The organism is Nonomuraea sp. NPDC051298 (assembly GCF_055586305.1).
This window is the reverse complement of the sequence record NZ_JBVJIM010000010.1, coordinates 177,430-189,695: the sequence shown is the minus strand read 5'-3', so window position 1 is coordinate 189,695 and position 12,266 is coordinate 177,430. Positions and strand designations below refer to the sequence as shown.

The window sequence follows — 12,266 nt, the reverse complement described above, 5'->3', positions numbered from 1 at the left end:
TTCTGGACGGTCACCATCATGCCACAGCCGGTGCACGCCGGCGGAGCTTTCCCGGCCCGGGAGGTCACCGGGAGCGGACGGGGTCCCGGTCGCGGTGGGTATGCGCGATCAGGCGCAGGTGGTGTCGAGGTTGATGGGGACGTTCGGGCTGAGGGCGGGGCTCGGGGACGGGGCGTAGGGGTCGACGGCCGTCCCGCTGGGCTCCTCCTGAGCCGTGGGGGAGGGCGAGTGCTCCTCGAGGGCCTGGGTGACCTCGCGGCGGATGAGGTACCAGTCCGGGTCGGCGGTGTTGATCAGCGGCGGTACGAAGCTCAGGCTGCGCATCCTGGTGTCCTTGACCTTCTGCGCCAGGTCCACGGCCGCGGGCAGGAGATCCTGGGGGAGGTCGGTGGAGATGGCGCGCTTGGTGGCGGCGGCGAGGCTTTCGAAGCTGTTGAGCACCGTCATCGGGTCGGCCTGCTGGGCGACGGCGTTGAGCAGGCACTTCTGGCGCCCCATGCGCACGTAGTCGTCACTGTCGGTACGGGACCGGCCGAACCAGAGGGCCTCCTCGCCCGACAGCTTGCGGGTGCCGGCCGGGAGGAGGCCCTCGCGGCGCTTGCCGTACACGATGGGGGCCTTGATGGTGACCCGCACCCCGCCCATGGCGTCGACGATCTCGGCGAAGCCCTTCATGTCCACCATGGCGTAGTAGTTCACGGGGAGGCCGAGGATGTCGCCGATGGTCTGCTTGATCAGGGTGGGGCCGCGTCTGCCGTCCTCGACGCCGGGCACCATGCTCGGGTTGTCCTCGGCGAACTGGAAGATCTCGTTGAGCAGGCCGGGGGTGTCGGGGCCCGTGCCGGTGAAGCCGAAGGGGTAGAGGTCCCTGGCCGGGCCGTAGGGGAACTGGACCTGCTGGAGGTTGCGCGGCAGGCCGAACAGGACGGTCGCGCCGGTCTCCACGTCCACACTGGCCACGGTCATGCTGTCGGTACGCACCCCCGGCCGCCCCGGCGCGGCGTCGCCGCCGATGAGCAGGAAGTTGACCCGTTCCGCGCCGTTCCACGGGTCCTGGGCGAGCACGGGCGTGGTGTTGTCGCTGGGGGCGAACAGGGTGGTGACGACGTCGCGCGACACGTACGCCAGCCGCGCGGCGTACACGGTGGGCACCAGGACGAGCGCGCACAGCGCGATCGTCAGGACGGTGGTCAGGAAGCGGCTGACGGTGTGGGAGCGGTCGGGGCGGACGAGGAGGAACGACCAGATGATCACACCGGTCCAGATCAGCGCGATCACCACGAGCGCCACCGTCAGCCAGGTGAGCCAGCGCGGCTGGACGGCCAGGGACAGGAGGTTGGCGCTGAAGGCGGTGAACACGCCCAGCACGGCCGTCAGCATCAGCACGTAGGCGAACATGAGCGTCAAGCCGGTCTTGCGCCGCTCGGCGGCCAGGTGCGCGACGCCCCACAGCATGGTCGAGGCCACCGTCAGCGCGATGCTCGCAACCAGCCCGAATCGCCGATCTACCCCCATCATGCCTGGTCAATCCCCCACTGTGTGCCCATCCAGGTCACCGTAGTAAAGCGTTGTGCTTGATAGGCGGGACGAAAGGGAAGGGGTTGGTCAATTCCCCGTCAAGACGAGCTTGAGCTGGAAAGTGAACGTGAGCAAGCGACACGGCAGCTACGGTTTCGACGCGCCGTGGGCAGTGGCCGGCTCGCTCCTCGGAGCGGTCGTGCTGGGCGCCCTGGCCGCGCTCTCCTTCTCCCTCGACATCCTCGCCGCGGGCCTGGCCTTCCTGTTCGGCGCGCTCTACACGCTGGCCGGCGCGGTCAGTCACGTCTACACCGTGCGGCGCGGCAAGTTCGCGGTCTGGGCCGAGGAGCTGCGGCGGCTGCGCGGCGACGAGCGCCTGCTCGACCTGGGCTGCGGCCGGGGGACCGTGCTGCTGCTGGCCGCCGGGCGGCTGGCGAGCGGCCGGGCGATCGGCGTCGACCGGTGGCGCTCCCGAGGGCGGTCGCGGGCGCGCCCGCCCTCGGCCAGGGTGAACGCCGAGGCGGAAGGCGTCGCCGAGCGGGTGGACCTGGTGACAGGCGACCTGCGCGACCTGCCGTTCGGTGACGAGGTCTTCGACGTGGTGGTGTCGAGCCGGGCCGTGCACACCGTCCGCGACGCCGACGGGCGGGCCGAGGTCGTTCGCGAGGCCCATCGGGTGCTGCGGCCCGGCGGCCTGATGCTGATCGCCGACGCCGGTCACACCGCCGCGTACGAGGAGACGCTGCGCGGGCTCGGCGTCGTCGACGTCCGTCGGCGCGACGCGGGCTGGCGCTTCTGGTACGGCGGCCCCTGGTCCGGCACCGTAATCGTCGAGGCCAGGAAGCCCGCCGGATAGAAATCCCGATCTCCGGGTAGCCGCGTGAGCCTATGAGCGACGTGGAAACCGGTACCGTCACCACCAAGGTGCCCGCGCGGCTGGACCGGCTGCCCTGGTCCCGCTGGCACTGGATGATCGTCGTCGGTCTCGGCACCGTCTGGATCCTCGACGGGCTCGAGGTCACCATCGTCGGCAACCTCTCCGCCCAGCTCGCCAAGCCGGGCAGCGGCCTGGAGATCACCCAGGCCCAGGTGGCGGGCACGGCCGCGGCGCTCTACGTGGCGGGGGCGTGCTCGGGCGCGCTGTTCTTCGGCTGGCTGACCGACAGGTTCGGCAGGAAGAAGCTGTTCATCATCACGCTGGTCGTCTACCTGGTGGCCACGCTGATGACCGCGTTCTCGTTCAGCGCGTGGTGGTTCTTCCTGTTCAGGTTCATCACCGGTTTCGGGATCGGCGGCGAGTACGCGGCCATCAACTCGGCCATCGACGAGCTGATCCCGAGCCGGCACCGCGGGCGCATCGACATCATCATCAACGGCAGCTACTGGCTCGGCGCGGCCGGCGGCGCGCTGCTGACCGTGCCGCTGCTGAACGACCTGCCGCTCGCGATCGGCTGGCGGGTCGCGTTCGGGCTGGGCGTGGTGCTCGGGCTGGCCATCCTCCTCGTACGGCGCAACGTGCCGGAGAGCCCGCGCTGGCTGTTCATCCGCGGCAGGGGCGAGGAGGCCGAGCGGATCGTCGACGACGTCGAGCGCGGGATCGGCAGGGACGACCTCCCGGAGCCCGAGCGGTCGATCACCGTGCACACGCGAAAGTCGATCGGGTTCGTCCGGATCGCGCACACCATGGTCGCGCTCTATCCCAGGCGGACGGTGCTGGGGCTGTCGCTGTTCGTCGGGCAGGCGTTCCTGTACAACGCGATCACCTTCGGGTACGCGCAGATCCTGTCCACGTTCTTCCGGATCGACACGTACACGGGGTACTACTTCGCGGTCATCGCGGTCGGGAACTTCCTCGGGCCCCTGCTGCTCGGCCACCTCTTCGACACCGTGGGGCGGATCCCGATGATCTCGGCCACGTACATCGGGTCCGGGGTGCTCCTCCTGGGCACGGCCTGGCTGTTCGACCAGGGCGTGCTCACCGCGGTCACGCTGACGGCGTGCTGGTCGGCGGTGCTGTTCGTGGCCTCGGCGGGGGCCAGTTCCGCGTACCTGACGGTCAGCGAGATCTTCCCCATGGAGACCAGGGCCATGGCCATCGCGTTCTTCTTCGCGGTCGGCACGGCGGCCGGCGGCATCGCGGGGCCGCTGGTGTTCTCGTCGCTGGTCTCGAGCGGGGTGCCGAGGGACACGGCGCTCGCGTTCGTCATCGGCGGCCTGGTGATGATCGCCGGTGGGCTGGTGGAGCTGTTCCTCGGGGTCAAGGCCGAGCGCAGGGCGCTGGAGGACATCGCGGAGCCGCTCACGGCGGCCGGGGCGACGCGGGGCGCATGACCTCCAGCGCCTGCCTGGTGTCGGACAGGTAGAGGTGCGGCACGTCCACGAACACCCGCATCGGGCCCGGCTCCGTTCCGAGCTTGGCGGCCATGGCCGCGTGCACCTCCGAGAGCGGCAGGTAGTTGAGGTAGCTGGTGAAGGCGTTCTGGGAGCGGAAGGTGGCGGTCATGACGAGCGCGCCCTCCCTGATCCGGAACGCCAGCCCGATCAGGCACGGCACCGCGTCGTACTCCTCGCCGGGAGCGGTCAGCGAGATCCACGCGCTCTTGCTGTACGGCCTGACCCGCAGCAGGTCGGCGGCCCACCCGAGCTGGCCCGCGAGCCTGGCCCCGTAGCTGTACTTGAACGGCGGCACCACCACCTCCTCGCTGAACTTCCTGCGGTAGAGCGCCAGCCGGTCCGCGTCGCCGTACCGCGCGATGATCGGGTCGTCCCCGCTCACGCGCGCGATGTCGAACAACACCGCCGGCCCCTCGATGACCGGTCCCCGATCGTCGTCGGCGGGTTTGCCCGCCGACCAGACATGGCGCATCAACCAGATCCACGCCTCCCCACATGACGCCCAATGTGCTGGGCTGGGCATTTATCCCTCCAAATTCGGGTTGTGAGGAAACCGGCGTCGCCTTGTGACGTTGCAGCGCACGTAGTAGACGGCGTAGTGGACCAGCGCCACGAGCAGGATGCCGGTCACGAGCAGGAGCAGGTTGGGCTCCTGGCCGCTCAGGCCGGTGACGCCGACGGTCAGGTAGGTCGAGTTGACCGTCGCGAGCACCATGACGTTGATGCCCGGCCAGGCCAGCGGCGCGTACGTCTCGGGGAAGCGCGGGTCGATCGGCAGATTGGGGCTCCAGCCGAGCTGGTCCCTGAGCTTCGTGGCGTACAGGAGGCGGAAGTTGTTGATCGCGCGGGCCGTCCTGGCGTGCGCGTCGACCGCCTCGATGAGGCGTAAGAACGGCAGCACGCTGAGCAGGCCGAACGCGGTGACCAGCGCGAACAGGTACCACGGCACGTGCTGCCACTGGGTCAGGGTCTGCGGGTCCACGACCTTGGCGCCGGCCAGGGCGACGGCCGCGAGGAACGGGCCCGACAGCAGGCTCAGCGCGAGCCTGGTCATTTTCAGCCGCTCGTCCTTGGCGGCGAGGTGGACCGCGTAGATACCGGTGAAGTCCACGGTGGCAAGCTGGAGGAACTGGCTCGGCGCCAGGTCGTCCTCCATGGCCATGCGAGGGGGGATCTTTCGCATGAGCGGGCTCCTGGTCTGTGTACCCCAAGTATGAGTACTCTTTCCAGGTTTTGCCGCTGATTATTACCAATTGTTCCAACAAATCTCAACCGACCGGGGTCAGCGCGGTCATACGCTCCACGTGGTCGATGTAGGCGGACGGGAGCGTGTACAGCAGGCCCGCCATCTCCTCGTCGTGGATCACCGGCAGGGCGGCCAGCGCGTCGGCGGCCAGACCACGGCAGTACTCGATCGTATTGACCGTCATCCGGCTCGCCCGCAGCCTGCGCAGCACCTCCGCCACCTGCTCGTCACCCATGTCCCGGGTCAGCAGGCCGCCGAGGTCGGCGCCCGACATGAGCAGCGGCAGGCTGTAGACGCCCTGCCGCAGGTCGTGCCCGGCCGGTTTGCCGAGCTGCGCGCTGGACGCGGTCAGGTCGAGCAGGTCGTCGAGCACCTGGAAGATCAGCCCGAACCTCTCCCCGTACGCCGCCACGCGCGCCCTGTCCTCGGACGTGGCGCGGGCGCACACCGCCGCCACCAGGCACCCGGCCCTGAACAGGGCAGCCGTCTTGCCGGTGATGGAACGCAGCGCGCTGTCCCTCGTACGGGCGGTGTTGAACAGCTCGGCCGTCTCCAGGTACTGCCCCTCGGCCAGCTCCACCACGGCGGCCGCGAGCACCTCGGCGACCGGCCTGGACACGCTGGTGATGGCCGCCAGCCCGGCCCTGGCCAGCATGAAGTCCCCGATGACCAGCGCCTTGCCGTCGCCCAGCTCGGCGTTGAGCGTCGGGGCGCCGCGGCGCTCGGCGGCGCCGTCCATGAGGTCGTCGTGGACGAGCGAGCCCGCGTGGACAAGCTCGACGCAGGCCGCCGCGGTGATCACGCGGCGGTCGGGGGCCTTGCCCAGCGCGAGCGACGTGGCCAGCGTCATCGCGGGGCGCAGCCGCTTGCCGCCCGCCGCGACGATGCGCCCGGCGCCGGCGTTGATGGCGGGCAGCGCGGAGGAGCCGCTCAGCCGCCGGATCCTGGCCTCCACCTTGACCAGCCCCGCGGCGATGGCGGGGTTGCGCAGCAGTTGATCCATGTCTCCAGACTGCGTCGCGCTCGCTGTGCCCGGCCTGAGAGTTCCTGAGGAGCCTCTCAGCCGCACTGCCCGCCCTTCTCGGTCCCCGCGCTCTCGGTCCCCGCGTCGGCGGAGAATGGCGGGGAACGTCGTCGTGTCCCTGGGAGTGGATCGCGTGAACGCATCGCCGGGTCGGACCCTCTACGTCGTCGTCTGCGCGGCCGGGGCGGCGGCCGAGGTGGGCCGGTTGATCGACCTGGCGCAGGACGACGGATGGGTCGTGCAGGTCGTGGCCACCCCCTCCGCGCTGGACTTCATCGACGTGGCCGAGCTGGAGAGGCGGACGGGACGGCCCGTGCGCAGCCGTTACCGCAAGCCGCACGAGCCCAAGCCGCCCAGGGCCGACGCCATGATCGTGGCGCCGGCCACGTACAACACGATCAACAAGTTCGCCCTGGGCATCACCGACACCTATGCCCTGGGCGTGCTGGCGGAGGCGCCGGGGCTGGGCATTCCCGTGGTCGTGCTGCCGTTCGTCAACAGCGCGCTGGCCGGGCGCACGCCGTTCGTGCGCAGTGTCGAGGACCTGCGGGCGGACGGCGTGCGCGTGGTGCTGGAGCCGGGCGCCGACCCCTGGGCGCGGGCGCTGGCCGAGCTGGGCGTCAAACCCGCGCGCGTCCCCGATCAGGGGTGAGCCTCGGTCAGAGGGTGAGCAGGACGCGGCCCGTCACGGTCCGGCTCTCCAGGAGGCGGTGCGCCTCGGCGGCCTTCTCCAGGGGCAGCGTGCGGGCGACGTACGCCTCGCTCCGTCCCGACGCCAGGCGGGCCAGCATTTCCGGGTAGTGCGTGCCGAACACCTGGGCGGCCCAGGCGGGGCCGCTGCAGCCGGTGATGGTCACCCCGCGTTCCATGAGGTCGGCGGCGGTGACGGCGGCGGGCTCGCCGCTCAGCAGGCCGTAGGAGAGCATGCGGCCGGTGCCCGGGGTGAGGTGGCCGAGCACCTGAGCGGCCGACGCGCCGCCGATGGCCTCGAAGGCCACGTCCACGTCGGGCAGGTCGCCGGGCCAGCCGGGCGCGCCGTGGTCGAGCACGGTGTCGGCGCCCAGCTCGGCGGCCCGGTCCCGCTTGCCGGGCGACCCGGCGGTGGCGATCACGTGGCCGGCGCCGAACTCCTTGGCGTGCTGGACGAGGTAGGTGCCGACGGAGCTGGTGCCCGCCTCCACCAGGACCGTCTCCCCGCCCGCGAACCTGGCGCGGTGGAGCAGGCCGAGCGCGATCGCGCCGGGCGTGGCCACCGCCAGGGCCTCCTCCGGGGTCACACCGTCCGGTACGGGGCAGGTCAGGGCGGCAGGGAGGAGCACGTACTCGGCGTACGCGCCCACTCCGCCCGTCATGCCCACCACCATGCCGCCGATCGGCCGGTCCGTCACGTCCGGGCCCGCCTCGACGACCTCGCCGACCGCCTCGGCGCCGATCACGGCAGGCAGCTCCAGCGGGAACGGCAGCGTGCCCGCGCGGATCTGGGTCTCCGCGTAGCTGACGCCGACGGCCTGGGCCCGGATGAGGAGCTGCCCCTCGCCCGGTTGGGGGCGCGGCAGCTCGGCGGGCTCCAGCCGCTCGGGCCCACCCGTGGCCGTCAGGACGATCGCGCGCATGATTTCCTCCAGATATCTGAACCAGTGGTCCGGTTAATATATGGACCAGCGGTCAAGTTTGTCTATGCGAAAGAATGACCGGATGGAACGTCGAGAGCGGGCCGACGCCGCGCGCAACCGGCAGGCGATCCTGCGGGCGGCCGAGGAACTGCTGCGGCGGCACCCGCCCGAGCAGGTCTCCGTCGAGCGGGTGGCCGCGGCGGCGGGCGTGGGCAAGGGGACGGTCTTCCACCGGTTCGGCAGCCGTACGGGGCTCATGCTCGCGCTCATGGCCGAACGGGCCCGCGAGTTGGAGCAGGCCGTGGCCGAGGGGCCGCCGCCGCTCGGACCCGGTACCGGGCCCGCCGAGCGGCTGGTCGCGTTCCTCGCGGAGGTGGCGGCGCTGGGGGCGCGCAACGGCAACCTCATGGCGGCGCACGAGCACGCGATCGTCACCAGCAAGAGCGCCGCGGAACAGCCCAGGGAGGCCAACCCGATCTACGCCTCCTGGCACCGGCACGTCTCCGGGCTGATCGCCGAGGGGCGGCCGGACGTGGACGCCGAGCAGATCGCCCACATGCTGCTCGGTACGCTGCACATGGAGCCGATCGCGGGCCAGTTGCGGGCGGGGAAGCCGGAACGACTCGCCGCGGGCTTCGCCGTCCTGATCAGGGGGTTGTTCGGGGAGGGCGGCCGGTGATGGCGGTGCTGGTCAGAGGGGGAGGTGGGGGATGGCGGCGCGGAAGGCGGTGATGGCGGCGCGGATCGCCGGGTGTTCGCCGTTCCCCCGCCGGAAGGCGGCCAGCGTGCGGCGGCTCAGTGGCAGGCGGGTCAGGCGTACGCCCTCCGGCGGGCCGGTGGCCGCCAGGCGGGGCACGAGCGCGACCCCCTGACCGGCCGCGGCGAGGGCCAGGACGGTGTCGAAGTCGTCGATGTGGTGCCGTACGAGGGGCTCGAAACCGGCCGCCTGGCAGGCCCGGATCGCCATCGTGTGGCAGAGGGTGCCCGGCTTGCCGGTGATCCACGGGTCGGTGCGGGCGGCGGCGACGGAGGGGCGGCCGGTCAGGTACATCGCCTCGCTGAACAGCGGCTCGGTCTCGATCGAGGCGTCGGTGACGGGCGGGACGAAGTCGTACTCGTGCACGAGCGCCACGTCCAGTTCCCCGGCCCGCAGCGCGGCCGAGACGTCGGCGGGGTCGATCTCGCAGACCATCGGCTCCAGCCCCGGATGTGCGCCGGTCAGGTCGGCGAGGGCGGGCGTCAGGAGCACGCGGGCGGCCGTCGGGAAGGCGCCCACGCGCAGCGGCCCCGAGGGCCCGCCTCGGACCGCGGCCAGCGCCGCCGACGCGCGTTCGAGCTGCTCGAGTACGGCCTGCGCGTGCTCCGCCAGCAACCGCCCGGCGGGCGTCAGCGTCACCGTGCGCCCCGTGCGCTCCAGCAGCGGCACGCCCGCCTCCCGCTCCAGCGCGCTGAGCTGCTGTGAGACGGCCGACGGCGTGAACGTGACGGCCTGCGCGACCGCGGCGATCGTGCCGCGCCGGGCGAGTTCGCGGAGCAGGTGGAGCTTGCGCGGGTCGAGCATAAGTTCAGCTTAAGCTCAAACAAAGAAATCCGCGCTGGACCTAACGTGTCCCGGGGCGGCAGTATCGGAGCATGCTGAAGGGAATCCACGTACCGCTGGTCACGCCGTTCGACTCCGCGGGCGAGGTGGCCGTGGACGCGATCGAGAAGCTCGGCCGGCACGTGCTCGACAACGGCGCGGACGGACTGGTCGCGCTGGGCACGACCGGCGAGGTGGCCGTGCTCGACCCCGAAGAGCGTGCGCGGGTGATCGAGGCGTGCGTGCGGGTCTGCGCGGGGCGGGCGGTGCTGACGGTGGGCGTGACGGGCAACGACACCCGTTCGACGGCCAGGGCGCTGCGCGAGCTGCCCAAGGGGGTGCACGCCGCGCTGGTGACGGTGCCGTACTTCCTGCGGCCCGGCGAGCGCGGGGTCGTCGCCCACTTCGAGGCGCTGGCGGAGAAGACGCCGGTGCCGCTGGTGATCTATCACGTCCCCTACCGCACCGGCCAGACCCTGAGCATCGCCACATTGCGGCGGCTGGCCGCCCATCCGAGGATCGTGGCGATGAAGTACGCGGTCGGCGGGATCGATCAGGACACGGTCGAGCTGCTCGGGGAGCCGATCGACGGGTTCGACGTGGTGGGCGGCGACGACGTCCTCATCTCGCCGATGCTCGGGCTGGGGGCAGCGGGCGGCATCCTGGCCTCCGCGCACCTGAAGACCGAGATGTTCGCCAACCTGGTCTACTACTGGCGCACCGGGGACGCCGAGGGAGCCAGGCTCTCCGGTCACACGCTGGCCCGGCTCTCGGCGGCGTTGTTCGCCGAGCCCAACCCGGCCGTGCTCAAGGGCGTGCTGCACGCCCAGGGCCTGATCCCGACCCCGGACGTACGGCTGCCGCTGCTCCCCGCGAGCGCCGAAGCGGTGGCCCGAGCCCTCGCCATTCACGAGGACACCCTTTGACACGTCCCGCGTGGCGAATGTTTTACGTGAAACCTCGGTCACCCGGGGACGCTTGACCTCAAGCACTCTTGAGGTGCCACGCTCGAAGGCATGACGGAGACGATGAGGGCCGCGGCGTTCGCCGAGCCGGGCGGCCCCGAAGTGCTGAAGGTGATGGAGCTGCCGGTCCCGCACGCCGGCCCAGGAGAGGTACGGGTCCGGGTGCGGGCGGCCGGCGTGCAGCCGTTCGACACGGCGGTACGCACCGGTTGGTTGCCTCCCTACATGGAGGAGGTCCCTTACCCTCGCATTCCGGGCAACGAGTTCGCGGGCGTGGTCGACCAGGTGGGCGCGGGCGTGACAGGGGTGGCGGTGGGTGACGAGGTGCTCGGGTTCTCCCGGCTGTTCTCGTACGCCGAGTGCATCGTGGTGCCCGGCACCGACGTGGCGCCCAAGCCCGCGGGAGTGCCGTGGGAGGTGGCCGGCGGGCTCACCTCCGGCGTGCAGACGGCCGAGCTGGCCATCGACACCATGGGGTTGGCGCCGGGCGAGACGCTGCTCGTGCACGGCGCGGCGGGGTCCGTGGGCACGGCGGCCGTGCAGATCGCCCGGCGGCGCGGGGCCACCGTGATCGGCACCGCGCGTGAGGTGAACCACGACCACCTGCGTGAGCTGGGCGCCGTCCCGGTCGCGTACGGGGAGGGGCTGATCGATCGGGTGCGCGCGCTGGCGCCCGGCGGGATCGACGCCTCGCTGGACGGCGCGGGCGGGCACGCGCTGGAGGTCTCGCTCGAACTCGTCCGCGACCCGGCGCGCATCGTCACCCTGGTCGAGCACGACAAGGCCGCCGGACTCGGCGTGAAGCTGGTGCGGGGGGAGCGTTCCGCCGAGCGGCTCGGGCGCTACGCCGCCCTGTACGCCGAGGGGGCCTTCGCCTTCCCGGTGCGGCGGGCGTACCGGCTGGAGGGGGCCGCGGACGCGCACCGCGAGATCGAGACCGGGCACGGCCGGGGCAAGGTCGTCCTCACCATCTGAGCCGTACGGCCTCGGCCACCGCGAGCTGGACCTCGCTGAGTTCGAGCGCGCCGTCCGCCACGTCCCACAGGCAGTTCTGCAGGACGCGGCCGAACGTCCACCCGGCCGCCCGCCGCCGGTCGAGGCCGAGCCCGTCGACCATGAAGTCGAAGCGCCGCAGCACGGCCCGCGGCACGTCGCCGGTCGCGACCACCTCGTCCCACCGGTTGTGCAGGGCGGGCAGCAGGTCGAACCCCGGGTCGCCGACCAGCGGCTTGGGGTCGATGGCCAGCCACGGCTCCCGGTCGGCGGCCAGCACGTTCTCGTAGTGCAGGTCCCAGTGCAGCAACCGATCGCCCGGGTCGGGGACCAACTCGGCGACCGCCCCGGCGCACCACCGCAGCCAGTGGCGGTCGCGCTCGCGCGGCAGACGTTCGAGTGCGCCGTCCACGTCGTCCAGCATGGCCTGGGCGAGGTCGCCGAGCCTTCTGACGTCCGCGGGCCCGGGATGGGCGACCAGGCGGCGCAGCAGCGTGGTCAGCACGTCGAGTGCGGCCATCACGTCGGGCACGGTGGCCAGCGAGCGGTCCGCCTCCAGTCGTTCGAGCAACAGGGTGCCGGTCTCGGGATCGGAGTCGAGCAGCAGCACCGAGCCGTCGCCCGCCCAGGCCCGCAGGCTCGACGCCTCCCAGGCGGTCTCGTCGGTGACCGGCTGCAGCTTGAGCGCCGCCTTCGTGCCGTCGGCGCGGACCACGGGCAGCACGAGCGCGACGAACCCGTGCCTGGACTCGCCGTCCGGCCGCAGCTCCCACTCCTCCAGGAACCGCTCGGCCAGCGCGGGCAGCCCGGCCGACCAGGCGCGCCCGGCGGCACCGTCGTACTTCACGTGAGACTCGGTCAACGCCCGCGGCACCGTGATCCTCATGACCCCAGTCTGCCAACGGCGCAGGCAGGGCCGGACGGAGGCGTCTCC

Annotated in this window: 13 protein-coding genes; 6 read left to right on the top strand and 7 right to left on the bottom strand. The window is 71.8% G+C overall.

The features are described 5' to 3' along the window. Window positions 1-108: 108 nt before the first annotated feature. Window positions 109-1,518, bottom strand: a complete 1,410-nt coding sequence (locus tag ACZ6S0_RS27630) for an LCP family glycopolymer transferase (protein WP_465922226.1) — start codon at window positions 1,516-1,518, stop codon at window positions 109-111. A 127-nt stretch (window positions 1,519-1,645) separates the two neighbouring features. Here ACZ6S0_RS27630 and ACZ6S0_RS27625 point away from each other — a divergent pair, with 127 nt between their 5' ends. Together ACZ6S0_RS27625 and ACZ6S0_RS27620 are read left to right on the top strand one after the other, a co-directional pair. Next, window positions 1,646-2,374 (top strand): class I SAM-dependent methyltransferase, encoded by a 729-nt coding sequence (locus tag ACZ6S0_RS27625; RefSeq protein WP_465922225.1) that lies wholly within the window; start codon window positions 1,646-1,648, stop codon window positions 2,372-2,374. A gap of 32 nt (window positions 2,375-2,406) precedes the next feature. Next, complete coding sequence (locus tag ACZ6S0_RS27620) at window positions 2,407-3,849, top strand: MFS transporter (RefSeq protein WP_465922224.1); 1,443 nt, start codon at window positions 2,407-2,409, stop codon at window positions 3,847-3,849. Here ACZ6S0_RS27620 and ACZ6S0_RS27615 read toward each other — a convergent pair. From ACZ6S0_RS27615 to ACZ6S0_RS27605, 3 genes are all read right to left on the bottom strand, one after another. Beyond that, a complete protein-coding gene (locus ACZ6S0_RS27615) occupies window positions 3,818-4,384 on the bottom strand; it encodes a thymidylate synthase family protein (protein ID WP_465922223.1) in 567 nt (188 codons plus the stop codon). The genes ACZ6S0_RS27620 and ACZ6S0_RS27615 overlap by 32 nt on opposite strands. A gap of 51 nt (window positions 4,385-4,435) precedes the next feature. Further along, window positions 4,436-5,095 carry a hypothetical protein gene (locus ACZ6S0_RS27610; RefSeq protein ID WP_465922222.1) on the bottom strand — a complete coding sequence of 220 codons (660 nt, stop codon included), beginning with the start codon at window positions 5,093-5,095 and terminating at the stop codon, window positions 4,436-4,438. Between the two features lie 85 nt (window positions 5,096-5,180). Continuing rightward, on the bottom strand, window positions 5,181-6,161 hold the full coding sequence (locus tag ACZ6S0_RS27605; RefSeq protein ID WP_465922221.1) for a polyprenyl synthetase family protein: 981 nt from the start codon (window positions 6,159-6,161) through the stop codon (window positions 5,181-5,183). A 154-nt stretch (window positions 6,162-6,315) separates the two neighbouring features. Between ACZ6S0_RS27605 and ACZ6S0_RS27600 the strand changes: the two genes are divergently transcribed. Then, window positions 6,316-6,834 (top strand): flavoprotein, encoded by a 519-nt coding sequence (locus ACZ6S0_RS27600; protein ID WP_465922220.1) that lies wholly within the window; start codon window positions 6,316-6,318, stop codon window positions 6,832-6,834. Window positions 6,835-6,841: 7 nt separating this feature from the next. Here the strand turns inward: ACZ6S0_RS27600 and ACZ6S0_RS27595 are convergent, their stop codons facing one another. Further along, window positions 6,842-7,795, bottom strand: coding sequence for a quinone oxidoreductase family protein (locus ACZ6S0_RS27595; protein ID WP_465922219.1), 954 nt, complete (start codon window positions 7,793-7,795; stop codon window positions 6,842-6,844). Window positions 7,796-7,877: 82 nt separating this feature from the next. Here ACZ6S0_RS27595 and ACZ6S0_RS27590 point away from each other — a divergent pair, with 82 nt between their 5' ends. Then, window positions 7,878-8,474, top strand: a complete 597-nt coding sequence (locus tag ACZ6S0_RS27590) for a TetR/AcrR family transcriptional regulator (protein ID WP_465922218.1) — start codon at window positions 7,878-7,880, stop codon at window positions 8,472-8,474. A gap of 12 nt (window positions 8,475-8,486) precedes the next feature. Here ACZ6S0_RS27590 and ACZ6S0_RS27585 read toward each other — a convergent pair whose 3' ends face one another. Beyond that, window positions 8,487-9,356: a LysR family transcriptional regulator gene (locus ACZ6S0_RS27585; RefSeq protein WP_465922217.1), complete on the bottom strand. Its 870-nt coding sequence runs from the start codon at window positions 9,354-9,356 to the stop codon at window positions 8,487-8,489. 71 nt (window positions 9,357-9,427) lie between these two features. Between ACZ6S0_RS27585 and dapA the strand changes: the two genes are divergently transcribed. Next, window positions 9,428-10,300 carry a 4-hydroxy-tetrahydrodipicolinate synthase gene (dapA, locus tag ACZ6S0_RS27580; protein ID WP_465922216.1) on the top strand — a complete coding sequence of 291 codons (873 nt, stop codon included), beginning with the start codon at window positions 9,428-9,430 and terminating at the stop codon, window positions 10,298-10,300. A 102-nt stretch (window positions 10,301-10,402) separates the two neighbouring features. Then, window positions 10,403-11,314 (top strand): NADP-dependent oxidoreductase, encoded by a 912-nt coding sequence (locus ACZ6S0_RS27575; protein WP_465922374.1) that lies wholly within the window; start codon window positions 10,403-10,405, stop codon window positions 11,312-11,314. On the opposite strand, the gene ACZ6S0_RS27570 is transcribed toward ACZ6S0_RS27575, so the two are convergent. Continuing rightward, window positions 11,304-12,218: an aminoglycoside phosphotransferase family protein gene (locus tag ACZ6S0_RS27570; protein WP_465922215.1), complete on the bottom strand. Its 915-nt coding sequence runs from the start codon at window positions 12,216-12,218 to the stop codon at window positions 11,304-11,306. The two genes, ACZ6S0_RS27575 and ACZ6S0_RS27570, sit on opposite strands and share 11 nt — an antisense overlap. Window positions 12,219-12,266: the final 48 nt, after the last annotated feature.

Coding starts and splice junctions, on each gene's coding strand:
- ACZ6S0_RS27575 (WP_465922374.1), top strand. CDS start 10,403: ATGAGGGCCGCGGCGTTCGCCGAGCCGGGCGGCCCCGAAGTGCTGAAG.
- ACZ6S0_RS27605 (WP_465922221.1), bottom strand. CDS start 6,161: ATGGATCAACTGCTGCGCAACCCCGCCATCGCCGCGGGGCTGGTCAAG.
- ACZ6S0_RS27620 (WP_465922224.1), top strand. CDS start 2,407: ATGAGCGACGTGGAAACCGGTACCGTCACCACCAAGGTGCCCGCGCGG.
- ACZ6S0_RS27585 (WP_465922217.1), bottom strand. CDS start 9,356: ATGCTCGACCCGCGCAAGCTCCACCTGCTCCGCGAACTCGCCCGGCGC.
- ACZ6S0_RS27630 (WP_465922226.1), bottom strand. CDS start 1,518: ATGATGGGGGTAGATCGGCGATTCGGGCTGGTTGCGAGCATCGCGCTG.
- ACZ6S0_RS27615 (WP_465922223.1), bottom strand. CDS start 4,384: ATGCGCCATGTCTGGTCGGCGGGCAAACCCGCCGACGACGATCGGGGA.
- ACZ6S0_RS27590 (WP_465922218.1), top strand. CDS start 7,878: ATGGAACGTCGAGAGCGGGCCGACGCCGCGCGCAACCGGCAGGCGATC.
- ACZ6S0_RS27610 (WP_465922222.1), bottom strand. CDS start 5,095: ATGCGAAAGATCCCCCCTCGCATGGCCATGGAGGACGACCTGGCGCCG.
- ACZ6S0_RS27570 (WP_465922215.1), bottom strand. CDS start 12,218: ATGAGGATCACGGTGCCGCGGGCGTTGACCGAGTCTCACGTGAAGTAC.
- dapA (WP_465922216.1), top strand. CDS start 9,428: ATGCTGAAGGGAATCCACGTACCGCTGGTCACGCCGTTCGACTCCGCG.
- ACZ6S0_RS27595 (WP_465922219.1), bottom strand. CDS start 7,795: ATGCGCGCGATCGTCCTGACGGCCACGGGTGGGCCCGAGCGGCTGGAG.